Genomic DNA, 22,651 nt, shown 5'->3' on the forward strand with positions numbered 1-22,651 from the left:
ACAGCCCCCGCGCGCGGACATGAAAAAGCCCCGAGGCGCCACACATGGGCACCTCGGGGCTGGGTGCTCAACCCGGTGAAGGGCGAGCCGTCACCGCGTCACGGCGCGGCCTGAGCGGGCACGGGGGCCTTCGCCTTCTTCTCCGCGGTGGCGAAGTCACCGGCCTTCACCTGGGTGACCTTCGTCCAGTCCAGGTGTCGCGACATGGCCTGACGCACGTCGGTCGGCTTGAGCTTGGAGAGCTGCTGCTCCACGCCCGCGTCGAAGGTGAGGGTGCGTCCCAGGTACAGGTAGCTGGAGAGCTTGCGCGCCAGATTGCCATCCTGCGCCCGAGCCGCCTGCCGGTACTCCAGCAGACCCGCGCGAGCCTTCTCCAGTTCCTCCGCCGAGTAGTCCTTCTGCAGCACGTTCGTCACTTCCTCGCGCATCGCCGTCTCGAGCCGGCCCGCGTTCTCCGGCGCGTAGATGGCGTAGGTGATGAACGTGCCCACCGCGTCCAAGTCACCCGGGTCGATGTTGCTGGCGACGCCGTAGGACAGGCCGTCCTTCTGGCGGATGCGCGTGGCCAGTCGCGAGTTGAGGAAGCCGCCGCCGAGCACGAAGTTGCCGAGCATCAGCGCCGGCCAGTCCTTGTCGTCCTCGCGCAGCTTGAGCGTCTGCCCCGCGTAGAAGTACGCGTTCGCCTTGTCCGGCGTCTCCAGGGCCACGGCCTTGGGCCCCACGTCGTTGAAGACCTCCGGCACGCGCGCGTAGGGCGCCGGGCTCTTCCAGTCGCCGAACAGCTTGCCGGTCTCCGCCACGAGCTCCTTCGAGTCGAAGTCACCCACCACGGCCAGCTCCGCGTTGGCGCCGCCGTAGAACGCCTTGTGGAAGGCGCGGGCCTGCTCCAGCGTGGTGTCCTTCGCGCCGGCGATGCGCTCATCGAGCGTGGGCACGTAGTAGGGGTGGCCCTTCGCATAGTGGCCCGACAGCGTCCGCCAGAAGGCGATGCTGCCCTGCGTCTCCGGCTCGCTGCGCTGCGACTCCAGGTCCGCCAGCCGCGACTGCTTGAGCAGGGCGAACTCCTTCTCGTCGAAGGAGGGCTCGCGAAGAATCTCGGCCACCAGCGCCAGCACCTTGGGCAGGCTCGCGCGCGGGCATTCGATGGACACCGACGCTCCGGCCAGGCCCCCGTCCACGCCGACGCGCGCCTTCAGCTTGTCGAACTCGTCCTGGATTTGCTGCCGCGTGTGCTTCTTGGTGCCGCGCATCAGCATGCGGCCCGCGTACGACGCCGCGTCCGCCTTCCCGCGCAGCGCCGCCTCCGTGCCCCAGTGGAAGGACAGGGACGCGTTCACCATCTCACCGCGCGTCTTCTTGGACAGCACCGCGTACTTCATGCCGCCCGGCAGCTCGCCGCGCTGCACGCGCGCCTCGATGTTGGCGGGGGAGGGGTCGAACGCCTCGCCCTGCGCCACCGCGGCGCGGCCCTTGTAGCCGTCCATCATCTTCGCCATGTCCACCGGCGGCGGCAGCTCCGAGCGCTCCGGCTTCGCCGTGGGGATGAACGCGCCCAGCGTGCGGTTGGAGGCCTTGAGATACGTGGCCGCCACGCGCGTGACGTCCGCGGGCTTCACCGCCTCGATGCGGTCGCGGTGCAGGAACATCAGGCGCCAGTCGCCGGTGGCGGCCCACTCGGACAGGCCGATGGCGGCGCGCTCGGAGTTGTTCAGCGTCAACTCCATCATCTTCACGAGCGTCGCCTTCGCGCGGGAGACCTCCTCCTCGGTGAAGGGCGTGCGCGCCGAGTCCTCCACCGTCTTCAGCAGCACCTCGCGCGCGGCGGCCAGGGGCTGGTCCTCGCGCATGTCCGCGCTGAACCCGATGATGCCCGGGTCGCGGAACTGGTAGTTGTACGCGGACACGTTCGACGCCTTCTTCGTCTCCACCAGGGCCTTGTAGAGACGGCCCGACGGGTGGTCGCCCAGCGCGAGCGTCAGCACGTCGATGGCCGCGAAGTCGGGGTGGCCGCCCTCGGGCACGTGATACACGCTGGCGAGCAGGGTGGTGTCGCCCACGCGGCGCAGCGTCACCTCGCGCTCACCATCCTGGGTGGGCTCGGCGGTGTACGTGGCGGGCAGGGGCTCCGCGGGCTTCTTCAGCTTGCCGAAGGAGGACTGGATGAAGCCCAGGGCCTTCGCCTCGTCGAAGCGGCCGGCCACCACCAGCATGGCGTTATCGGGGCGGTAGTACTTCCGGTAGAAGGCCTGGAGCCGGTCGATGGGCACGTTCTCCAAATCGGAGCGCGCGCCGATGGTCGACTTGCCGTAGCTGTGCCAGATGTACGCGGCGCTGAGGACGCGCTCCTGGAGGATGCTGCCCGGGTCGTTCTCGCCGGACTCGAACTCGTTGCGGACGACCGTCATCTCGCTGTCGAGGTCCTTCTTGGCGATGAAGCTGTTGACCATGCGGTCGGCTTCGAAGGACAGCGCCCAGCGCAGGTTCTCGTCGGTGGCGGGCAGCGTCTCGAAGTAGTTGGTGCGGTCCAGCCACGTGGTGCCGTTGGGACGCGCGCCGCGCTCGGTGAGCGCCTGGGGCACGTTCTTGGTGGTGGGCGTGCCCTTGAACAGCAGGTGCTCGAGCAGGTGGGCCATGCCCGTCTCGCCGTAGCCCTCGTGCTTGCTGCCCACGAAGTACGTGACGTTCACGGTGACGTTGGGCTTGGTGGGGTCGGGGAAGAGGAGCACGCGCATGCCATTGGCGAGGCGGTACTCGGTGATGCCCTCCACGCTCGTCACCGGAGCGAGCGCCGAGCCCTTGGCCTTCGCGGGAGCGGACTTCGCGGCGGGGGCCTGGGTGGCGGAAGGGGAGGGGACAGGGGCCTGGGCCCAGACTGGAGTGGTGGCCACCAGCATCAGGGGGGCCAACAGGGAAAGCGGGGTACGACGCTTCATGCGGTCCTCGCGGGGGTCTTCAGAAAGTGCACGGCGCTTCTAACCCGGTCCGCGTCATCGTCCATCCCGGAAGCCAGCACTTCCTCCAGACAGGCGTCCACCGTGAGACAGGGGAGGGAGCGCCCGGACCCGCCCCCCGGGCCCATGCCGCGCGGGTTCGTCTGGATTTTCGGGACGACCTCACAGGTTGTTTGTCTGATTGCCACCGTGTCAGATTGGTTTGGTAGGGTGTCTTCAACCTTGGAAGCGGCATGGGGCCGCTCGGAGGGAGGCAGGCGGGATGGCGAGATACGACGGTGGGGGAGTGGACGCGGCGATCAACGACCTCTCGAGGGTCCTGGAGCGCACGCGAGTGCGTCTGGATGCGCTCGACCGGAGTCACTTCGAGCTCAAGGAGGCCATCCGGGACGGACGGAAGGCGCACCAAGAGGCCACGGTCGCAGTCGGGGAGCTGCGACGGGAGGTCACGGAGCTACGGCAGGACGTCACGGTGTTCAGGCAGGACGTCACGGTATTCAGGCAGGACGTCGGTGAGCTGAAACATGATGTGAGTGCGCTCGAGCAGGACGTGGCCGCGCTCAACCAGAAGGTGGAGACCTTGGACGCGAAGGTCCACACCTTCGGCCAGAAGGTGGAGTCCCTGGACAACAGGGTCCACACCTTTGGCCAGAAGGTGGAGTCCCTGGACAACAGGGTCCACACGCTGGAGGACAAGACCGTGGCCTTCGAGGCGAAGTTCCAGGCTTCGGACCATCGGTTCCTGGTCGTCGAGGAGAAGGTCGACGTGTTCTCCCGTGACCTCCAGGTGGTCCGCGCGGGCTTCGAGCAAGCCGTCGAGTCCCTCGCGAAGTTGAGCGAACACGTGGGTGCCTCGACCTCGGAGCTGCGTCGGGGGCTGTTCCACGTCAATGGGAAGGTCGCCCGGCTCACCGTCGACCGGGAAGACACCGAGCGGCGGCTGCAAGCCCACGAGAGCATCTTGAACAAGCTGCTCAAGAACTGACTCCCGCGTGAAGTGTCGCGGAGGGAGGACCTCGCGCCTCCCCTCGCGGCGGGTCAGTCCCATGCCGGTGTAGCGTCCGTTCCCTGTCTCGGGATTCCACGTCCGAAGAGAAGGGATTCGTAATGAGGGTGGTGCTCATCTCCGACACCCACAATCGGCACGAGGAGCTGGAGGTCCCCGCGTGCGACGTGCTCATCCACGCGGGCGACTTCTCTCGCCGGGGAAAGCAGCTGGAGTTGGAGTCCTTCCTCTCCTGGTTCGCCAGTCGCCCGGCTCGCGAGAAGGTGTTCATCGCGGGCAACCACGACTTCATCTGCGAGAAGGAGCCCGTGCTGACAAGGACGCTCGCGCACGAAGCGGGCGTGCACTACCTCGACGACGAGGAGGCGCTCATCTGTGGACTGCGCCTCTGGGGTTCGCCGGTGACGCCGCGCTTCGGAGGCATGGCCTTCAACCGCGACCGGGGCGCGGACATCCTCACCCACTGGAACCTCATCCCCGAGGGCCTGGACGTGCTCGTCACCCACGGCCCACCCAAGGGCCTCGGAGACCGGACGTTCCTCGGCGCGCACGTGGGCTGCGCGGACCTGCTCGCTCGCGTGCGGCAGGTCCGCCCGCGCCTCCACGTCTTCGGCCACATCCACGAGTCTCCGGGCGAGCACACGCTCCCCGACGTGCCCACCCGCTTCATCAACGCGGCCAACTGCCACCTCCACCCGTTCGGGATGCGGCCTCCCGTGGTGCTGGAGTGGGAGCCCGAATCCCTCGCGCCCTGACTCGCGTCAGGCGTGCGCGCCGTCCTGGGAAAGGCGGCCCGTCCCCGGGCGAGGGAGTCGGGAAGTCCGGTCCTCGGCCTCCGGAGTGTTGCTCGGTCGGCGGGGAGGCCCGAGGGAACATGCAAGCATCGGCACCCTGGCCCGTTAAGTAGTAAGGACCGCGTGCCGGATTCGTGGCCCGTCTCCCAGGTACCAGGAGCTTCTTCGGATGAAACGATTTCTCATCGGCGCGCTCGCCTTCATTGGCGCGATGTCCGTCCTCTTCATGTTCGGCCTCATCGCCCTCATCGTGATGGCCTCCATGAGCCGCCCGAGCGTGCCGTCCAACCTCGTGCTGGAGATGGACCTGTCCCAGCCGCTGCCGGAGCATGTGTCGAACGACTCGCTGGCCGGTGCCTTCGGCGAGGACCCGCTCACGGTGCGCGACGTGGTGGATGCGCTGGAGAAGGCCGGAGAGGACTCGCGGGTGAAGTCGCTGGTGGTGCGCGTGGGCACCAGCCCCGGCAGCCCCGCGACGACGCAGGAGCTGCGCGACGCGGTGAAGGCGTTCCGGGCCAAGGGCAAGAAGGCCATCGCCTTCACCGACTCCTTCGGCGAGGAGGGCAACGCCACCGGCGCGTACTACTTCGCGTCGGCCTTCGATGAAATCTACATGCAGCCGTCCGGCGCGGTGAACGTCATCGGCCTCGCGTTCGAGACGCCGTTCGCCCGGGATGCGCTCGCGAAGCTCGGCGTGAAGCCGCAGTTCGACAAGCGCTACGAGTTCAAGAACGCGGTCAACAGCTACACCGAGCAGGGCTACACCCCGGCGCACCTGGAGGCCACCGAGCGCTTCGCGGGCAGCCTCTTCGGGCAGATGGTGAAGGGCATCGCCGAGGGGCGCGGGCTGACGGAAGAGGCGGTGCGCGCGCTCATCGACCGGGCGCCGCTGCTCGCGCCGGAGGCCATGGACGGCAAGCTGCTCAACGGCCTGCGCTACCGCGACGAGGTCTACGCCGAGCAGAAGGAAGCGGCGGGCGACGGCGCGGAGCTGCTGTACGTGAAGAAGTACCTGGAGCGCGCGGGCCGGCCTCACACGACGGGGGAGACGATTGCCCTGGTGTATGGCGTGGGCGAGGTGTCGCGAGGCAAGAGCGGGGGCAGCCCGTTCGGCGGGGGGGCGATGGGTGGCGACAGCGTCGCGGCGGCGCTGCGCAAGGCCACGGAAGACTCGCGGGTGAAGGCCATCATCTTCCGCGTGGACAGCCCGGGCGGCAGCTACGTGGCCAGCGACACCGTGCGCCGCGAGGTGCAGCGCGCTCGCGAGGCGGGCAAGCCCGTCATCGCCTCCATGGCCACGTACGCCGCCAGCGGCGGGTACTACTTCGCCATGGACGCGGACAAGATTGTCGCCCAGCCCGGCACGCTGACGGGCAGCATCGGCGTGTACACGGGCAAGTTCGTCACCCATGGCTTCTGGGAGAAGCTGGGCGTCAGCTTCGACACCGTGGCGATGGGACGCAACGCCACGCTCTCCAGCTCCGACGCGGAGTACACGCCGGAGCAGCAGGCGCGGGTGGACGCGGAGCTGGACCGCATCTACGCGGACTTCACCACGCGCGCGGCGAGCAGCCGGAAGATGCCGCTGGAGAAGCTGCAGGGGATTGCCAAGGGCCGCGTGTGGACGGGCGAGGACGCGCTGGCGAACGGCCTGGTGGACGCGCTGGGCGGCTACCCCAAGGCGCTCGAGCTGGCCAAGGAAGCGGCCAAGCTCCCCGCGGACGCCCAGGTGCGAGTCGAGGAGTACCCGCGCAAGAAGAGCCCCGCCGAGGTGTTCTCCGCCGCGCTGGGCGAGACGGGCGACAACAGCGAGGACACCTCCGCGACGACGTCGGTCGCCACGCCCTGGGCCCCGCTGGTGGAGGCCACGCGCAGGGTGCACGGCCTCGGTGTGAAGATGGGTGTCTTCGCACCCGAGCGCGGCTCGCTGTACGCACCAGTGCCCGAGACGCGCTGGTAGCGGATCTCCATTCCCGCGCCCCTGCGTGCCCGTCGGACGCAGGGGCGTGATGAGGGAACGCCGTGGATCCAAGGGCTTGAGGGTGCTGCTCGCGCCTTCAGGCCCTTTTCCGTGCCGTCACACCGCTGGACGCGCTCCGTCTCCCGGAGGAGACGTGACGACACGCCACGGTGGCGGGCACCCTGGGCCCTTGCCTTGCAGATGTCGTGGACGCGGAACCGTCTGTCGCCGGCGAGGAAGCCGGGACGGCCGGTGAGGGCGTAGAACTGTTTCAATTTTCCGGGACGAGTGCGTTCCCAAGGGTAGTGGCCGCAGTGGGGGGCCGGAGGAGCCGGGTCATGAAGAAGCGACTGGGGGACATCTTGCTGGCGCGTGGCGTGATTGATGCGCTGCAGCTCCACTCCGCGCTGGCGTATCAGCGCAAGTGGGGGGTGCCACTGGGGCAGGTGGTGGTGGATCAACGCTTCTGCTCGGCGGCTCAGGTGTTGGAGGCGTTGGCGGAGCAGGTGGGGATGCAGACGGTGGACCTGGAGTCCCAGCCGCCTGAGCCCGGGCTGGCGCGGTTGATTCCGGAGCGGGTGGCGGAGACGCACCGGGTGGTGCCCCTGCGGCTGGAAGGACACGCTCCTCGGGACACGCTGGTGGTGGCCATGGCCGCGCCGGGGAGCCTGGCGTCGCTGGATGCGGTGAAGAGCGTGACGGGGCGGGCGCGGGTGGTGGCGAAGCTGGCCACGGACGCGTCCATCCGCCGCGCCATCGGCCGCATGTACCGGGGCGAGACGGACGTCGCCGTCCGGCGGCCCGGCATGGAGAGCTTCTCCCTGCCGGAGGCGGACGAGCAGATGACCATGGTGCTCGGCGCCAGCATGGTGGAGCTGACGAACATGGAGGCGCCTCCCGAGCTGCCGCTGTTGTCCTCGCTGGAGGAGGAGGCGGCGCGTCCCCAGCCCGTGGTGAAGGTGCCCGCGCCGCGCGCGCCCCTGCGCTCGAAGCTGCCCACGCTGACGGCGGCCCGTCCGGAGCCGATGGCCCAGGTGCTGGTGTACGGCTGGGGCGTGGATGCGGCGGCGGGGCTGGTGAAGGTGCTGGCGGCCGCGGGACTCAGCTCTCGCGTGGCGAGCACCGAGGAGCTGCTGGCTTCGAGCGAGGCGCAGGTGGTGGTGACGCCGCTGCCGTCGCTGGAGGCCTTGGGCCGCAAGGTCCCCGCGCAGGTGGTGGTGGCGGGGAAGATGCCCGAGGTGGACCTGCCTCGCGCCCAGGCGGTGGGAGCCCGGGGCTTCCTCGCCGCCCCGGTGGACCCCGACCTCCTGCTGCGTGCCGTGCGCAGGATGGTGACGCCCTCGGGCGATGCCACGTTTCTCCGCCGCGCCAGCTGAAGGGCGCGAAAGGGCTCAGGGCACGGCGGCGAGGAGCGAGCCCTCCGCGCACAGCGAGGACTCGTTGAGCCACAGCGACTCGAGTTCCACGGGGGCGGAGGAGAAGGGTTCGGCGCGCACCAGCGCGTCGGACTCGTAGCAGCCGGTGAGGAGCCAGCCTCTCTTGACGCGCTGATACGTCTCCAGCGTGCGCGCGGCCGGGTCCACCAGCCAGACATGGGAGACGCCGTGGCGCGCGTAGAGGGGCAGCTTGCGCGTGCGGTCCAGCGCGGCGGTGGAGGGCGCGAGCACCTCGCACACCCAGTCAGGCGCCAGGGTGAGGAAGGGCACGTCCGGGTCGATGGGGGAGGAGACGCGGTCTCGACGCCATCCAGCCACGTCCGGCACGAGCACGTCGTGGCCCAGCCGCAGCTCGGGGGCGCGCAGGAAGCACCAGCGGCCACTGCCACCCCGGCGGCGGTCGAGTTGCTCGCCCAGCTCCACTCCCAGCATGAAGGCGGCGCGGGTCTGCGCGGGAGTCAGCCTGGGTGAAGCGACGAACTCCTCGTCCAGGATTTCTCCCACCCAGCCCGAGGGCAGGGCCGAGAGCATCGAGTGGTTCGCCAGGTGGATGATGCCTTCCGTCACAGCGCCTCCGAAGGTGCGTCGGTTGAGGGCGGCATTCTAGGAAGGGGTCTGACACGTCCCCGGACTGCTCGGAACGCGTCACTTACCGATGCAGAAGCGCTGGAAGATTGCGTCGATGAGCGCATCGGAAGCGGAGGTTCCGGACAGCTCGCCGAGGGCCTCCAGGGCGAGGGAGACCTCGCCGGAGACGACTTCCAGGGTGGACAGGCGCGACGCGGACTCCGCGCGCGCCAGTGCCTCGGCGGCGCGACGCAGGGCATCGGCGTGACGCTCGGACACCAGGGCGACCGCGGAGGGCGTGCCGCCACCCCACAGCCGTGAGACGAGGGCCTCACGCAGGGCGTCAACACCTTCGCCCGTGAGCCCGCTGACGCGGGGGCGGGGTGGAGAAACGGACGAGGGTGCTTCGACTTCGTGCCCTCCATCGGACGCGGCCTCGACTTCGCTGTCACGCTGACGCGGCGCGCTGCTGAGCACCTCCGACCCCGAGGACACGTCGCACTTGCCGTCGACGACCAGCACGTCCGTCACACCCGCTTCGGCCCGCCAGCGCTCCGCGTCGGACTCGGACGTCCCCGGTGGCAGCACCAGCACCGTCAGGTCCACGCCCGCCAGCAGCTCACGCGTCCGGGCGATGCCGAGCGCCTCCACGCGGCCCGGCGTCTCGCGCAGGCCCGCCGTGTCGAACAGCATGACGCCCAGGCCGTTCCACTCGACGCGAGCCTCCAGGGAATCTCTCGTCGTCCCGGGCTCGTCGTCCACCAGCGCGCGCGCCTCGCCGACCAGTCGGTTGAACAACGTGGACTTGCCCGCGTTGACGGGGCCGAACAGCGCCACGCGCGCGCCCCGGCGCACCAGTCGGCCATGTCCCGCCTCGGAGAGCAGCGCCTCCGCCTGGGCCCGCAGCGCCTGGACTCGCGCCTCCGAGTCCTCGTCGGCACCCTCGGCCTCGTCGGGGAAGTTGAGCACTCCCTCCAGGTCCGCGTGCAACGAGCGCAGCGGCTCCTCCAGCGCGCGAACCCGCTCGGTGAGCGCCCCGGACAGCCCCGCGGCAGCCGCGCGCACCGCGGACTCCGAGTCGGCCGCCACCAGGTCCGCCACCGCCTCCGCGCGCGTCAGGTCGATGCGGCCATTCAGGAAGGCGCGCCGGGTGAACTCACCGGGCGCGGCGGGACGCGCGAGGCCGTCCTCCAGCGCGCGCGCCAGCAACAACTGGAGCAGGCGCGGACTCCCGTGGGCCTGAAGCTCCACCACGTCTTCGCCCGTGAAGGAGGCGGGCGCTCGGAAGTAGAGGAACAGGCCCTCATCCAGCGCGCGGCCCTGCGCATCCACGAAGCTCGCGAGGTACGCGTGACGAGGCGTGGGCTCCACCGGCACACCCGGCGCCAGGCGGCGTCCCACCTCCAGCGCGGCGGGTCCGGACAGCCGGAGGATTCCCACGGCTCCAGCGGTGGGAGCCGTGGCCAGGGCGACGATGGTGGAGGTGGCTGACGTCATGTGGGCTGGGGAGCGGGTGCTCCCCTCCGCTCACGGGAACTCTAACGAGGCCCCATCGGGGGCGTGGAACCACGGGCGGCCTTCTCGACGGCCTCGCGATTCTCCTCGATGTACTTCTCCACCGCCCCGTCTTCGATTTCCAAGTCCCGAAGGACTCCGGGGTACACGAAGCGGAAGGCGGGAGACTCCTCATCCCCGCGCAGGCGGAAGCTCATCTTCAGCACCGCCGCGCCGTACAGCTTGTCCTTGAGACCCTTCGCCTTGCCCATGCACCGCCCTCTCACTCGTCGACGTCGTCCTCGTCATCATCCGGCAGCAAGCTCCGCTTGGGCAGCGGCGCCGGCTTCTCCGGAGTGAACACCACACGGCGGTTGCGACCCTCGCCCTCGGCCGACACCTTCAACCCCGCGACCCCTTCTACAGCCTTCAGGACGCGCGCGCGGTCGTCCTGTTTCATCGCGGCGAGCGCGTAGAAGCGCCCCAGGCTGGCGGACTTCTCCGCGAGCCGCCGGACCGCCTCTCGCAACGCCGCATCCTCTTCCACGGCCACCGAGCGCTCATCCGACTCGCCGCCCGCCGCGCCCTTGGGCGCAGCGCCTCGAGCCGCCGGAGCCTGGGCCGCTCCTCCCCGAGCCTGCTTCGCCTGCGCGGGAGCCTGGGGCTGCTGCGCCTGGGCCTGCGCCCGAGGAGCCGCCGCCGGAGCGGGAGCCGCCGTGGCCGCGCCAGCCACGGGAGCGGACGCCTGCGCGGGGGCCTGCTGCTGCGGCTCGCGACGCTGCCGGGGCTCCGGGTGCGCGCCGCAGCCCAGCACCACCCAGCGCCGCTCGACGCCGGGACGGTGCAGCATCTTGTTGAGCAGGAACTGGAGCGAGTCCAGCACCTGACTGCGGCGGCCCTGCTCCACGCCGGGAGGAGGGCCCGCCTCGAAGTGCAGCGCGACGGACAGGCTGCCATCCGCCGCGTCCTGCATGTCCAGGCGCGCCGGGAAGCCCATCAGCCCGAAGATGTCGCCGAGGAGCGTCTCCACGCGCGGCCGGAAGTCCGGGGCCGGAGTGCCACCCGGGCCCGGAGCACCAGCCACGGGGGCCTGCTGAGGAACCTGATGTTCGCTCACTTGCGTTTTCCTCCCGCTGTCGCCACCGCGGGCGTTCCGCCGCCAGCCTGGGGCTTGTTCTTCCGGTCCAACCACTTCCGGAGCCCGTACTGCTGCCCGATGGAGAGGATGTTGTTGGTGAAGATGTAGAGCGACAGGCCCGCCGGGTACTGGAGCAGCGTCAGCGTGAAGATGCCGGGCACGAACCAGGTCATGATTTTCGCCTGGGTCGCATCCATCATCTGCGGCTGCATCTTCTGGGTGATGATCATCGAGATGCCCAGCGCCAGGGGCAGCAGGTACGTGGGGTCCTTGTAGGTCAGGTCCCTCCAGATGGGACCGAAGAAGGGCTCACCGTACAGGTCGAAGCTGTTGCGCAGCGCCGTGAAGAGCGCAATCCAGACCGGCATCTGGATGAGCAGCGGGAGGCAGCCGCCGAGCGGATTGACCTTCGCCTCCTGGTACAGCTTCATGATTTCGAGGTTCTGCTGCTCGCGGTTGTCCGCGTGCTTCTTGCGGATCTCCTCCATGCGCGGCTGGAGCTTCTTCACCTCTTCCATGCTGACCATGGAGCGGTAGGTGAGCGGCAGCAGCACCAGCTTCACCACGACGGTGAGCAGGATGATGGCCACGCCCCAGTTGCCCGTGAGGCCGTGGAAGAACTTCATGATGCCCAGCAGAATCTTGCAGATGACCGCCCAGATGCCGAAGTCGACGGTGTCCTCCAGCTTCGGGTGGAACACCGTCTCGCCGAGCCCCGCGGCCTGACGCAGCTCGGGCCCTGGCACCACGGCCATGAGGTCCGGGTCCTTGGGGCCCAGGTAGCCGCCGAGCCGCAGCGTCACCGTCTCACCGGCGCCCACGCTGAGCGGGAAGGCCGCCGTCACCTGCCGCGCGGTGGGCGTGGCGGTGAGGATGCAGTGGCCGGGGCGCGGCCCGTCCAGCGGGTAGAGCGCGGACAGGAAGTACTGCTGGTTGATGCCGAAGTAGTGGATCTGCCCCTTGGTGTCCTCGGGCTTGTCGTCGCCCGGGTTCATGTTGTGGAGCTTCTCGTCCACCCAGCACGCGGAGCGGCTCAGGTTGCCCACGCCGCCGAAGAAGGACGGCGCGTGCTCGAAGTTCGGGTCGATGGCGCGGCCGTAGTGAACTTGAAGTTCGCCGTTCTGCGGCTGTCCGGAGGTGTTCTTCACCTGGATGGTGTACGTGAGCTCGAAGCCCTCGCGCGGCCACTGCAGCACCTTCACGACTTCCCACGGACCCTGGCGGCCGGTGAAGGTGATGGACTCGGACTCGCCACCCTTCTTCTCCTCCACCGCGTAGGGCACGTTCCTGGCCAGGGGGCTTTGGCCTTCAATCGTGACGGACAGGGGCAGCGGCTCGTTGGGCACCGGCTGCGCCAGGTTCATCTGCGGCGCGGGAGGCACCTCCTTGCCCACCAGCAACTGGAAGCCCTGGGCCAGCGTGAGCGAGTGCTGCTCCCGCATCTTCACGCCCTGCAGCTGGGCCTCCGTCAGGCCCGCGCCCTGCGAGGAGAAGCGGTAGACGGACTCCTTGCGCATCAGCTCCACCTGCCGTGCGGGCGGGGGAGGGGTGGCGTCGGAAGGCGTGCCGGTGGGCGGCGTGCCGTCACCGGAGGGGGGGAGGACGGCGGCCTGGGCCGTGGTGCCCGCGTCCTGCGTCGTGCCGGTGGTCGTCACTCCCGCGTCGTCGGCGCCGGGGGCGGCCGGCGGGGGCGGGAAGAGGAACATCCATCCGGCGGTGACGGCGAAGGAGAGCAGCAGGGCGACCAGCAGCCGCTTCTGGGAGTCGTTCGACTGGGGCGAGAGCGGATCGTTCATAGAGGTCCCTCCCCTCGGGGGAGGGTGCGGCAAGGGGTGGAAGCCCCGTCACGGCACCGGATCGATGCCACCGGGGTGGAAAGGCTGGCAGCGCATCAAGCGCCACAGGGTGAGCCAGGAGCCCTTGAGGCCTCCGTGCTTTTCCAGCGCCTCCATGGCGTAGGTGGAGCAGGAGGGGTGGAAGCGGCACACCTTCGGCAGGAGCGGCCCCAGGAACTTCCGGTAGAACCGGATGGGCAGCGAGATGGCGAAGGCGAGCGGGCTCATCTGGGAGGCTCCTTCGGCTTCGGCTCGGCGGCCGGCGGGAGCCGCTGCAGCTTACGGGTGACACCGTCGAAGGCGCGGGACAGAGCCACGAAGGAGGCTTCCTTCGCGGACGAGCGCGCCACCAACACCACGTCCAGGCCCGAAGGCCATTGCATGCGGCGCTTGCGGAACAACTCCCGCAGCACCCGCCTCAGGCGCGCTCGTACCACCGCGTTTCCCACCTTGCTCGACACGGTGAGGCCAACACGGGAGTACGCCCGGCCATTGCGCTTGTAGAGAGCGAGGAGACAGTCGGAGGGAAGTTTCTGCCCGCCGTCCTGGACCTCGAGGAACTCACGCCTGCTGAGCAGGCGAAGGGCCTTGGGGAAGCGCTGGTCTGCCGGGCCCTGCTGCCCCGGCGTCGCACCCTCGGCCCTCACACGCGGACTCGCTTACTTCTTCGCAGCCGACACGACCAGCCGCTTGCGGCCCTTCGCACGGCGGCGCTTGAGGACATCCCGGCCGGACTTGGTGGCGTTGCGCTTGCGGAACCCGTGGGTGCGGTTGCGGCGCAGCTTCGACGGCTGGTACGTGCGCTTGGACACGGCTCGAACTCCTTGATGATGGGCGGCGCCTCCTACTGCTCCGGCGCGACCTGAACTAGGGAAAGGGCCGGGGGCGTAACCCCATTTCCGGGGTAAGTCAACGGAGGATCACCTTCCGCCGCCCCATTTTCCCGATCCTGGGAACGAAACCGTCGTCCCTCGCCCACCGAGGGAGCGTTCGGCTGCCTACATGGGTCCGGAAATGGATGTCCAGGCGAAGTCCGAGCCCCTGGGGCCGATCACCCCTCGGCCGGAATCTCCGCCCGTTGATGCAACGCCCTCAAACGGACTTTCGCGTCGCGTTAGAGTCGGCCGATGCCCCAGGTGCATGTGGCCCAGGAACATGAGTGCTTGAACGACATCGCGGCGCACTACGGCCTGCTCCCCGAGGCCATCTGGAATGACCCGGGTAACGCTGACCTCCGGGCGCTGCGCCAGGACCCGAACGTCCTGCTGGCCGGCGACGTCCTGGCGATTCCCGAGCTCCGGGAGGTCCGCCACGCCGCCCAGACGGGCAAGCGCTACCGGTTCCGGCGCAAGGGCGTGCCCGTCCAGGTCCAGTTCCGCCTCCTGAACGGCTCGGAGCCCCGCAAGGACGCCCGTTACCTCCTGGAGGTCGACGGGGAGGCCCTCTCCGGCACCACGGGGCCCGACGGGGACCTCGCGTTCTGGGTGATGCCAGGCAGCCAGCAGGCCACGCTCGAGCTGGAAGGGGAGGAGCGCTACGCGCTGAAGCTGAGCCGGTTGGATCCGCTGACGGAGGTCAGCGGCGTGCGCCAGCGGCTCGTCAACCTGGGCTACCTGGACGTTGAAGGGGACGAGGACGAGCTGGCCGTGGCGGTCATCGCCTTCAAGCGCGAGCACTGCGGCCTGGAGATGACGCCGGAGGACCTGCTCGCGTGTGACGACGACGAGTACGAGCGTGTCACCACCGTCGACGAGCCCACGCGCACCCGCCTCCTCGCCATCCACGGCTCCTGATTCTCCCCGTCCCACACCGCGCCCGCGAAAGCCCTCATGGCCCACGAGTGGATTCTCTACCTCGACAGTGACGCAACCGTTCTGCGTGAGACGCAGAACCTCCTGAGCCTCTACGACCTCTTCCAGCTTCGCGAAGACACCGGCTGGATGACGGACACCCTCATCGACTTCGGCGTCTCCGCGCACGACGACGGACTGGGGCCGCTGAACGCCCACCAGGTGCTGTGGATATCGCCCTCCGTCGTCAAGGCGGGCAAGGACGGCGACGACGAGGCCTTCGACAACTCCCTGGGCGCGGAGCTGGGCGCCCCGAGTCACCTGGACCTGCCGGACACCGCCCTGCCGAATGGCGCGCCCCTCCTGCTGTTCCCCGTCAACACCGAGGAGACGCACTGGAGCCTGCTCGTCTTCTCCGCGGCGAGCCGCACCTTCGTGCACTACGACTCGCTGGGAGAGAGCAACGCGGGCGCGGCCCAGGCCCTCATCCGGAAGCTGCGCGCGCGGGGCTATCTCTCCCGCGAGCTGGACTTCACGACCTCCGCGGACGTCGAGCGGCAGGTGGACGGCTACAACTGCGGACTCTACGTCGTCCAGTTCGCTCGGGCCCTGATGCGCGCGGGCCTGCTGCTGTCGGCCGAGCAGCTCCGCGCCATCACCAGCGCGAGCTGCGACCTGCTCCGGGGACAGATGTTGCTGGCGCTCGAGCCCCGCTTTCCGCCCGCGCCCCTGGCCCAGCCTCCTCCACCGCTCGTGGGCGACCCCTCCGCCCGCAAGGAGCGCAAGCGTCCCGAGCCCAAGAAGAAGAGCGACTCAGACGTCATCCTCAAGAAGTCCGCGCTGAGCACGAAGCGGGGCCGGAAGAGCAAGGTGAAGACGGCCCTGCTGCTCGCGACGAACAACGACAGGGACTTCACCAAGTGCTTCATCCACACCAGCCCGAGCGCGCTGACGGTCATCAATGGCGAGCGGGCCGAGAGCCTGATGACCCTGGTGGACGAGGCGAGGACGCTCTGGGAGGTGCTCGGTGAGTCCTCCAGCGTCCCGTCACCACGCAAGCCCAAGGGCGGCGGGTTCGTCTCCAAGTACTCCACCTACGTGGACAAGGGCGGCTTCACGCTGGAGCCCAAGCTGCACCCGGACACCTCCGACGCGGTGATGACGGACCGCGCGCAGAATGTCCTCAAGCGCGTGCCCGCGGAGGGCTACCAGCCCACCTTCTTCCAGTTCCAGCGCCAGGACCTGAACACGCTGCTGGCGCACTACGAGAAGAACGTCCCCGACTTCCACCACAACCACCAGCACATCGCGCGCAGCCTGATACTCGGCATGGCGATGGCGAACTTCTACCTGCGCCATGGCCAGCCGCGATTCCTTCCTGGCGACACGCGCCCGGAGAGCCTGCGCACCAGGCCGGGCAACGAGGACGGACAGCGCGACGCGGCCCTCGCGCTGATGCCCGAGCCCGACTCGGACGAGGTGGACATCTCCGCCATCGCCTACGGCATCGGCATGCATGACTGCGCTCGCGCCAGCTCCGGCAAGGACGTCTGGGAGCACGAGAGCGCGCGCAACTGCTTCTACTTCCTGCGCGAGTCCGGCTACGGAAACGAGTACGCCGCCTACGTCGCGAGGATGATTGTCAAGAACGAGCAGAACGACGACGAGCGCAAGGAGAAGCCGAAGCCGCCCGAGGAGAAGGAGCCCTCCGTCCCGAAGGTCATCACCGTGAGCAAGGTGGACAGCCGCTCCGCGAAGAAGGGCGACGCGAAGAACACCACGCGCACGGACGAGCCCAAACCTCCGAGGCAGGGCGACCTCAACGAGCAGATTGTGCACGACGCGGACACGCTCGAAATCCACCGCGTGCTCAACGGCAAGAAGTTCCTGTCGGAGCGACTGCTGTTCTTGAACGACGAGCGGCTGGACAAGGTGAAGCTGGAGAAGGGACGCAAGCAGGAGTTCCGCGAGCAGCTCATCGCGGACGCGGCGTGGTTCGTCCACATCACCGAGAAGATAGCGGTGCCGCCCGAAGACGGAGTGGACGGCAAGCCCGGGGGCCCGGGGCGGATGCACTTCGAAGAGAAGCTCAAGTCCATCCGGGACGTGACGAAGCAGTTCGGCGGCTACTTCGAGGCGCACGAGTCGGTGCTCATCGAGGCCATCGTCCAGAAGCCGCGCGCCTTCCCCTTCTTCTACCAGTACTACTTCCACGCCTGCTTCGACCCGAAGGATGCCCAGTTCCTGAACCTCACGCCCGAGGAGCGCCTGGTGCTGGTGCGCGCGCGCATCAACACCATCGAGCGGCTGTCTCGCGACCACGCCCTCGCCACCGAGGCCCTGGCCACCTTCAACACCACGGGCTCCACGGACTACACCGTGGAGAACTTCGGACGGGATTTGGTGCAGTTCCAGCTCACGGCGAACCTCAACTGCGATGACCTGGTGAAGGTCATCGACGCGGTGGACACCGGCAAGAAGGAGCCGGCGCACCTCTCGCAGTACTGGGAGATTTTCTTCAAGACGGGCAAGCAGCGCGTGGGCGCGAGCACGGACTCGGTGCCTCGCGACAACGCCGAGCGCTTCAAGGTGCAGTACCAGACGCCCTGCGAGACGAAGGGCTTCGACCGCGCGCGAAGGCCCAAGTACGCCGCCATCAACCTGGCGAAGACGACGTCCGGGGCCTGCCCCAAGTACGGCGACGCGGCCTACATCCTCAAGCCCCACCTCTGGCGGCGCATCACCCTCACGCACAACGACACCTTCAGCGTGGGCGTGTTCCCAGACGACCTCTGCACGCCCACCCACCCGTTCACCCTGATGAAGCAGATCAGCGGCCTGCGCTTCCAGGAGGACCACCTGAAGCTCTACGCCGCCGGACGCGGACAGAACGACGGCCTGCGCAAGGCCGCCCAGAAGAAGGCCGCCATCCCCTACATCGAGGCCCACATCCACGGGCTCGTCGAGTGGGCCCACGACGTGGAGGAGATTCGCATCAGCGTGAACCCGGCGAGCCGCGAGGCATACAAGAGCAAGGAGAAGGTCTGGGACTGGGAGGCCTTCGACGCGAAGCTGCTCGCCTTCGCTCAACTGTGGGCCACCGACGAGCGCCCCGGCGGCATCCCCGTGCGCTACGTGAGCGACGACAGCTTCGAGGTCTTCGCCACCCGGGAGGACGCGATGAAGCAGCAGAATCCCCTCGGAGCGCAGACGCTCACCGGAAAGCTCGCCAGCGCGCAGCACCACAAGGCGCCCCCGAAGCCCAAGCCCTCCAAGACCGGCGCGAAGCCCCTCGACTCGAAGCCTCCCAGCTCCGAAGCGCCGTCCACGCTCTAACGGGTGCCCTCGTCCATGCTGACCATTCGAGAGCACCAGATGAGAGCGTTCCGCGCCGTATCGGAGGAGTCCTTCGAGGCCGAGCTGCGCGAGCACCTGCGGCGCACCTTCTCCGAGGAGCTGCGCGCGCTGGAGGACCCGGCGCTCGCGGCCCACGTGCGCGAGGGCTTGAGCCAGGCGAGGGCGCGCGGCCTCACGTCCCGGCAGGGCCTCACGGAGTACCTGGAGGTGACTGCGCTGCACGGGCTCGACTTCGAGTCACGGCCGGAGTCGCGCTGGGCCCGGGAGATGCTCGAGGACGCGGACGTCACCGAGCCACATGAGCGGATGCGCCGCCTGCACCTGGAGGCGACGCGCGGGAAGCAGCGAGAAGCACGCAACGCCCAGACACGACAGCGCTTCAGGAACGGAGGGACCTAGGACATGGGCCTCGGAGACAACAACGCCGCGGGCAGCGCGGTGCAGGCGTGCCCCCTGGAAGAGGGCTGGGTGGAGTTGGAGCTGCTGGGCGAGAACGACGCGCCCATCGCCAACGAGCGCTTCCTCGTCATCCTCGCGGACGGCACCCAGCGCAAGGGCCGCACGGACGCACGAGGCTTCGCGCGCGTCGGTGGACTGCCCCAGGGGCCGTGTCACATCTGCTTCCCCGAACTGGACGCCGCGAGCCACGAAGCGCTGGGCGAAGTCCCCACCAGCGGCTCCACCGCGAGCCCCTGAGCGTGCCCGGGCGCGAAACCGCGCCCTTTTGCATTCCGTACTCACAGTCAAGTCGGGGCGGGGGAACCCCAGCGGTTGGGGGGAGTCGAACGGATCTCCACAATGGCGCCGGGGCGGCATGGCCGTTGCCGATCATCCGGGCCCGGAAAAGATCCTTCAACGGCGCCGCTTTGGGTCGGTAGCTTGATCCACCCGGAAGCGTCTGTTAGCACCGCCAGACGCTCGCGATTCCCTCCGCTTTGCACGGTTGAGACACACTTGAACGCCCTCGCTCACGCCGCACCTTCCATTCCAAGTGCTGGAATTCTCTGGAACAAGATGCTGGAGGCCATCCGTCAGGAAGGCCGCCAGTACGCGCTCCAGTGGTTGGACCGGGTGCGCGCGCTGGAGGTCCGTGACGGGGCCCTCGTCCTGGGTGTTCCGGATCGCTTCTTCCGCGACTGGGTGGATGACCACTACCGCGGATTGCTCGAGGGACACCTGGCGCGGCTGGGTGACGGACTGGTGTCCGTCGCCTACGAAGTGGTGGAGGGACTTGTCCCCGAAGGCCACTTCCCGCCCACACCCACGGTGAAAGTGAGCATCGGCCGTCCTTCGAGGCTGAACAGCCGCTTCACGTTCAACACCTTCGTGGTGGCGGACAGCAACCAGTTGCCGGCGGCGGCGGCGCAGGCGGTGTCGGACAAGCCGGGCCACCACTACAACCCGCTCTACATCTACGGCGGCACGGGCCTGGGGAAGACGCACCTGTTGCAGGCGGTGGGCAACCACATCTGGGAGAAGGACCCCACGCAGCGCGTGGTGTTCCTGTCGAGCGAGCAGTTCACCAACGAGTACGTGGAGAGCGTTCGCGAGCACCGCATGACGGACTTCCGGCGGAAGTTCCGGGAAGAGTGCGACGTGCTGCTCATCGACGACATCCAGTTCCTGGGCAAGCGCGAGGAGACGCAGAAGGAGTTCTTCTACACCTTCAACACGCTCTACGAGCTGGGCAAGGCCATCATCCTCACCAGCGACACGGTGCCCGCGGAGATTCCGGGCCTGGAGGAGCGGCTGCGCAGTCGCTTCACCATGGGGTTGATGACGGACATCCGCGAGCCCACGTACGAGACTCGGGTGGCCATCCTCCAGAAGAAGGCCGTGGCGGAGAACCTGGACCTGCCGGACGCGGTGGCGCACTTCATCGCCAAGCACATCCAGAAGAACGTGCGCGAGTTGGAAGGCGCCCTGGTGAAGCTGTCGGCGGTGCACAGCCTGACGCGCCAGCCGGTGACAGAGGAGTTCGCCGCGGAGGTGCTGCGCGACATCCTCCCCGCGCAGCACGTGGTGGACGTGGAAGCCATCCAGCGCGAGGTGGCCCGCTTCTACAAAGTCACGGTGGAGTCGTTGAAGGAAGACCGCCGTCACAAGGCGCTGGCGCATGCGCGGCAGGTGGCGATGTACCTGAGCCGCAAGCTGACCAAGAGCTCGTTTCCTGAGATTGCGTCGCGCTTCAGCAAGGACCACTCCACCGTCATCTCCGCCGTGCGAAAGGTGGAGGGACTTCGCGAGTCGGACCCCACCATGAAGCGGGAGCTGGCGGAGCTGGAGCTGCGGCTCGGCACTCACTGAGCGTTCGGTGATTGAGGGTGCCTTGAGGTCGGGGCACCGCGTCACGAGCGGTTGACGACCAGGAAGCGCGGCTTGCTCCGTATTCCCAGGAGCCGTGTCCCCTCATTCGAAGAACCTGGTGCTCCTGTTCGCCTTGCTGGCGCTGGTGGCCCTGTGGAGCTTCGAGTCGACCAGGGGTTGGAAGCCTCCCGCGACGACCCAGGTCATCTCGGTGAGCCACCCCGCACCGCGCTCCGACGAGCCCCTTCCCGCTGTCGCCTCGAAGACAGTTCCACCGGGGAAGCGCGGCCGTCAGCGCGTGCTGACGCCGGGGTTGGAGCATCGGTATGCGTTCGATTTGGACGTGCGCTCGGCCGAGCACATTCCTGGCGCGGAGGCGGGGCGGAACTGGAGACACCTCGGCTGGAGTGGGGTGCTGGAGCTGGCGTACCTGGGTGAGGAGGGAAGGCAGCACTTCTTCTCGGCGCGGGTGGAGCCCACTCGGGTGGAGCCGCTGAGCGAGGAGGCGCTGATTGCCTTCCGATCGCAACTGGAGCGCCCCGTGTATGTGGCGCAGGACGCGCGGGGGAGGGTGCTCTCCATCCACTTCGAGGAGGGGATGGATTCGGAGACGCGGAGGTTCTTGCGACTGCTGCTGGCGGTCACCCAGTTCGTCGCGGAGGACGGACGGAGCTGGAGCACGGAGGAGACGGACCCCACGGGGGACTACGAGTCGGAGTACCGCGCGGGGGGGAGCGCGAACACGTATGTGAAGACGAAGCGGCGGTATTTGCGGACGGCGCTGCCGCTGCGGGCGCCGACGAGGCCGGGCGTGGTGGTGCCTCGGTTGCGAGGGCACCTGGACTTCATGCTCGATGAGGATGGGTTGGTGCGGGAGGTGACGGGCTCGGACGTGGTGGAGCAAGGGGGGCGCGCGACGGGGCTGCCTCAGACTCGCGCGGAGACTCGAGTGGCGCTGACCCGGTTGGAGACTCCGAGGCATACGGCGTTGTCGATGCGGATGTTCCGGGAGGCTCGTGGCCGGCTGCAGGCGGAGCCGCTCACGGGGCTGGAGACTCCGCGCGTGGGGACGGCGGCGGTGGAGTGGGACCGGCGGTTGGTAGGGGATGCGACGTTGGATGTGCTGCTCCGTGTGCTGGAGACCGAGACGCGAGAGCAGGAGCGGAGCCAGGCTCGTGAGCGATTGGCGGCGCTGTTTCGATTGCTGCCCTCGAAGGCGGGACTGGCGGCGCGGCGCGTGCGACAGGGGGCGGTGAAGGACGACGTGGTGGGGCAGGTGCTGGAGGCACTTGGGAGCGCTGGCACTCTTGAGGCACAGCAGGAGTTGGGCCGGTTGCTGGGAGAGTCACGGCTGCGGGTGACGACTCGGGCGTTGGTGGCGACGGCGGTGGGGAAGGTGGCACGACCCTCGGCGGAGCTGACGCAGGCGCTGGCGCGAGCCGTGAGGACGACGAAGGAGGGTGAGCTGAAGCGCGCGGTGGCTTTGGCGTTGGGCTCGATGGTGAAGGGATTGGAGCGCTCGGAGCCGGGGCGTGCGCTCGGGGTGCTCGACGGGTTGATGGGGCGATGTGAGGCGAAGCGGCTGGATGCGGAGACGTGCTTGCGAGCGCTGGCTCGGGCGGGCTCGGCTCGGGGGTTGGAGTACACGCGCGCGGCGCTGTCCCATCGTTCGGCGGAAGTACGCGTGGCGGCCACGGAGGCACTGGGGGCGATGGCCGGTGCGGACGTGGATGTGTTGTTGGACCGGGTGCTGTTGGAGGACCCGGAGGCGCGGGTGCGCGTTCAGGCGGCGGTGATGATTTCGCGGCGCGTGGCCGGGCCTCATCTGCGCGCGGTGGCGCAGTCACTGCGCATGGAGACAGAACCCCAGGTCCGCGCCGAGGTGGTGCGGATGCTGGGGACGCTGCTCACCGTGGAGCACGCGGCCGGTGAGTTGCTGCGTGACGTCGTCGCCCGCGATGACTCCGAGGACGTGCGCCGTCTGGCTTCATCACTGCTCGCGGAATGACACGCGTC

Annotated in this window: 19 protein-coding genes; 10 read left to right on the forward strand and 9 right to left on the reverse strand. The window is 68.7% G+C overall.

All coding sequences use genetic code 11. From position 1 onward, the window contains the following. Positions 1-98 precede the first annotated feature (98 nt). Positions 99-2,933 (reverse strand): M16 family metallopeptidase, encoded by a 2,835-nt coding sequence (locus tag G4D83_RS31890; RefSeq protein WP_163868628.1) that lies wholly within the window; start codon positions 2,931-2,933, stop codon positions 99-101. 280 nt (positions 2,934-3,213) lie between these two features. On the opposite strand from G4D83_RS31890, the gene G4D83_RS31895 reads away from it, so the two are divergent. The 4 genes from G4D83_RS31895 (at position 3,214) to G4D83_RS31910 (ending at position 8,087) form a co-directional block, all read left to right on the forward strand. Next, the gene (locus G4D83_RS31895; protein ID WP_163868629.1) at positions 3,214-3,936 is read left to right on the forward strand and encodes a hypothetical protein; all 723 of its coding nucleotides are present in this window, start codon (positions 3,214-3,216) and stop codon (positions 3,934-3,936) included. Positions 3,937-4,058: 122 nt separating this feature from the next. Beyond that, the gene (locus G4D83_RS31900; RefSeq protein WP_163868630.1) at positions 4,059-4,712 is read left to right on the forward strand and encodes a metallophosphatase domain-containing protein; all 654 of its coding nucleotides are present in this window, start codon (positions 4,059-4,061) and stop codon (positions 4,710-4,712) included. Between the two features lie 208 nt (positions 4,713-4,920). Then, entirely contained in the window at positions 4,921-6,711 is a 1,791-nt protein-coding gene (gene sppA / locus G4D83_RS31905) for a signal peptide peptidase SppA (RefSeq protein ID WP_163868631.1), read from the forward strand. Positions 6,712-7,049: 338 nt separating this feature from the next. Next, positions 7,050-8,087: a GspE/PulE/PilB domain-containing protein gene (locus G4D83_RS31910; protein ID WP_163868632.1), complete on the forward strand. Its 1,038-nt coding sequence runs from the start codon at positions 7,050-7,052 to the stop codon at positions 8,085-8,087. A 15-nt stretch (positions 8,088-8,102) separates the two neighbouring features. On the opposite strand, the gene G4D83_RS31915 is transcribed toward G4D83_RS31910, so the two are convergent. The 8 genes from G4D83_RS31915 to rpmH all read right to left on the reverse strand — a co-directional run bounded on the left by G4D83_RS31915 (position 8,103) and on the right by rpmH (position 13,993). Next, positions 8,103-8,714, reverse strand: a complete 612-nt coding sequence (locus tag G4D83_RS31915) for a Uma2 family endonuclease (protein ID WP_176437682.1) — start codon at positions 8,712-8,714, stop codon at positions 8,103-8,105. Between the two features lie 78 nt (positions 8,715-8,792). Continuing rightward, positions 8,793-10,211: a tRNA modification GTPase gene (locus G4D83_RS31920; RefSeq protein ID WP_163868633.1), complete on the reverse strand. Its 1,419-nt coding sequence runs from the start codon at positions 10,209-10,211 to the stop codon at positions 8,793-8,795. Between the two features lie 41 nt (positions 10,212-10,252). Next, the gene (locus G4D83_RS31925; protein ID WP_141648817.1) at positions 10,253-10,480 is read right to left on the reverse strand and encodes a hypothetical protein; all 228 of its coding nucleotides are present in this window, start codon (positions 10,478-10,480) and stop codon (positions 10,253-10,255) included. A gap of 11 nt (positions 10,481-10,491) precedes the next feature. Beyond that, the gene (locus G4D83_RS31930) at positions 10,492-11,325 is read right to left on the reverse strand and encodes a hypothetical protein (RefSeq protein ID WP_420826673.1); all 834 of its coding nucleotides are present in this window, start codon (positions 11,323-11,325) and stop codon (positions 10,492-10,494) included. Beyond that, complete coding sequence (gene yidC / locus G4D83_RS31935; RefSeq protein WP_163868634.1) at positions 11,322-13,142, reverse strand: membrane protein insertase YidC; 1,821 nt, start codon at positions 13,140-13,142, stop codon at positions 11,322-11,324. The genes G4D83_RS31930 and yidC overlap by 4 nt, the downstream gene beginning before the upstream one ends. Positions 13,143-13,190: 48 nt before the next feature. Beyond that, positions 13,191-13,409 carry a membrane protein insertion efficiency factor YidD gene (gene yidD / locus G4D83_RS31940; RefSeq protein WP_141648954.1) on the reverse strand — a complete coding sequence of 73 codons (219 nt, stop codon included), beginning with the start codon at positions 13,407-13,409 and terminating at the stop codon, positions 13,191-13,193. Beyond that, complete coding sequence (gene rnpA, locus G4D83_RS31945; protein ID WP_163868635.1) at positions 13,406-13,828, reverse strand: ribonuclease P protein component; 423 nt, start codon at positions 13,826-13,828, stop codon at positions 13,406-13,408. The genes yidD and rnpA overlap by 4 nt, the downstream gene beginning before the upstream one ends. A gap of 12 nt (positions 13,829-13,840) precedes the next feature. After that, entirely contained in the window at positions 13,841-13,993 is a 153-nt protein-coding gene (gene rpmH / locus G4D83_RS31950) for a 50S ribosomal protein L34 (RefSeq protein WP_141648952.1), read from the reverse strand. A 315-nt stretch (positions 13,994-14,308) separates the two neighbouring features. Here rpmH and G4D83_RS31955 point away from each other — a divergent pair, with 315 nt between their 5' ends. The 6 genes from G4D83_RS31955 (at position 14,309) to G4D83_RS31980 (ending at position 22,643) form a co-directional block, all read left to right on the forward strand. After that, entirely contained in the window at positions 14,309-14,974 is a 666-nt protein-coding gene (locus G4D83_RS31955; RefSeq protein ID WP_163868636.1) for a hypothetical protein, read from the forward strand. Positions 14,975-15,010: 36 nt separating this feature from the next. After that, positions 15,011-18,307 carry a DUF3626 domain-containing protein gene (locus G4D83_RS31960; RefSeq protein WP_163868637.1) on the forward strand — a complete coding sequence of 1,099 codons (3,297 nt, stop codon included), beginning with the start codon at positions 15,011-15,013 and terminating at the stop codon, positions 18,305-18,307. 15 nt (positions 18,308-18,322) lie between these two features. Beyond that, positions 18,323-18,727, forward strand: a complete 405-nt coding sequence (locus G4D83_RS31965; RefSeq protein WP_163868638.1) for a hypothetical protein — start codon at positions 18,323-18,325, stop codon at positions 18,725-18,727. 3 nt (positions 18,728-18,730) lie between these two features. Continuing rightward, complete coding sequence (locus tag G4D83_RS31970; RefSeq protein WP_163868639.1) at positions 18,731-19,024, forward strand: hypothetical protein; 294 nt, start codon at positions 18,731-18,733, stop codon at positions 19,022-19,024. Positions 19,025-19,282: 258 nt separating this feature from the next. Then, positions 19,283-20,635: a chromosomal replication initiator protein DnaA gene (gene dnaA, locus G4D83_RS31975; protein ID WP_163868640.1), complete on the forward strand. Its 1,353-nt coding sequence runs from the start codon at positions 19,283-19,285 to the stop codon at positions 20,633-20,635. 94 nt (positions 20,636-20,729) lie between these two features. Continuing rightward, the gene (locus tag G4D83_RS31980; RefSeq protein WP_163868641.1) at positions 20,730-22,643 is read left to right on the forward strand and encodes a HEAT repeat domain-containing protein; all 1,914 of its coding nucleotides are present in this window, start codon (positions 20,730-20,732) and stop codon (positions 22,641-22,643) included. The last annotated feature ends 8 nt before the right edge of the window (positions 22,644-22,651 follow it).

This window comes from Myxococcus eversor, from assembly GCF_010894455.1.
In the GTDB taxonomy this organism is placed as follows: domain Bacteria; phylum Myxococcota; class Myxococcia; order Myxococcales; family Myxococcaceae; genus Myxococcus; species Myxococcus eversor.

Excerpts from the sequence above, each read along its gene's own strand:
- G4D83_RS31890 (WP_163868628.1), bottom strand. The coding sequence starts at position 2,933 with ATGAAGCGTCGTACCCCGCTTTCCCTGTTGGCCCCCCTGATGCTGGTG.
- G4D83_RS31895 (WP_163868629.1), top strand. The coding sequence starts at position 3,214 with ATGGCGAGATACGACGGTGGGGGAGTGGACGCGGCGATCAACGACCTC.
- G4D83_RS31900 (WP_163868630.1), top strand. The coding sequence starts at position 4,059 with ATGAGGGTGGTGCTCATCTCCGACACCCACAATCGGCACGAGGAGCTG.
- sppA (WP_163868631.1), top strand. The coding sequence starts at position 4,921 with ATGAAACGATTTCTCATCGGCGCGCTCGCCTTCATTGGCGCGATGTCC.
- G4D83_RS31910 (WP_163868632.1), top strand. The coding sequence starts at position 7,050 with ATGAAGAAGCGACTGGGGGACATCTTGCTGGCGCGTGGCGTGATTGAT.
- G4D83_RS31920 (WP_163868633.1), bottom strand. The coding sequence starts at position 10,211 with ATGACGTCAGCCACCTCCACCATCGTCGCCCTGGCCACGGCTCCCACC.
- G4D83_RS31925 (WP_141648817.1), bottom strand. The coding sequence starts at position 10,480 with ATGGGCAAGGCGAAGGGTCTCAAGGACAAGCTGTACGGCGCGGCGGTG.
- yidC (WP_163868634.1), bottom strand. The coding sequence starts at position 13,142 with ATGAACGATCCGCTCTCGCCCCAGTCGAACGACTCCCAGAAGCGGCTG.
- yidD (WP_141648954.1), bottom strand. The coding sequence starts at position 13,409 with ATGAGCCCGCTCGCCTTCGCCATCTCGCTGCCCATCCGGTTCTACCGG.
- G4D83_RS31955 (WP_163868636.1), top strand. The coding sequence starts at position 14,309 with ATGCCCCAGGTGCATGTGGCCCAGGAACATGAGTGCTTGAACGACATC.
- G4D83_RS31960 (WP_163868637.1), top strand. The coding sequence starts at position 15,011 with ATGGCCCACGAGTGGATTCTCTACCTCGACAGTGACGCAACCGTTCTG.
- G4D83_RS31965 (WP_163868638.1), top strand. The coding sequence starts at position 18,323 with ATGCTGACCATTCGAGAGCACCAGATGAGAGCGTTCCGCGCCGTATCG.
- G4D83_RS31970 (WP_163868639.1), top strand. The coding sequence starts at position 18,731 with ATGGGCCTCGGAGACAACAACGCCGCGGGCAGCGCGGTGCAGGCGTGC.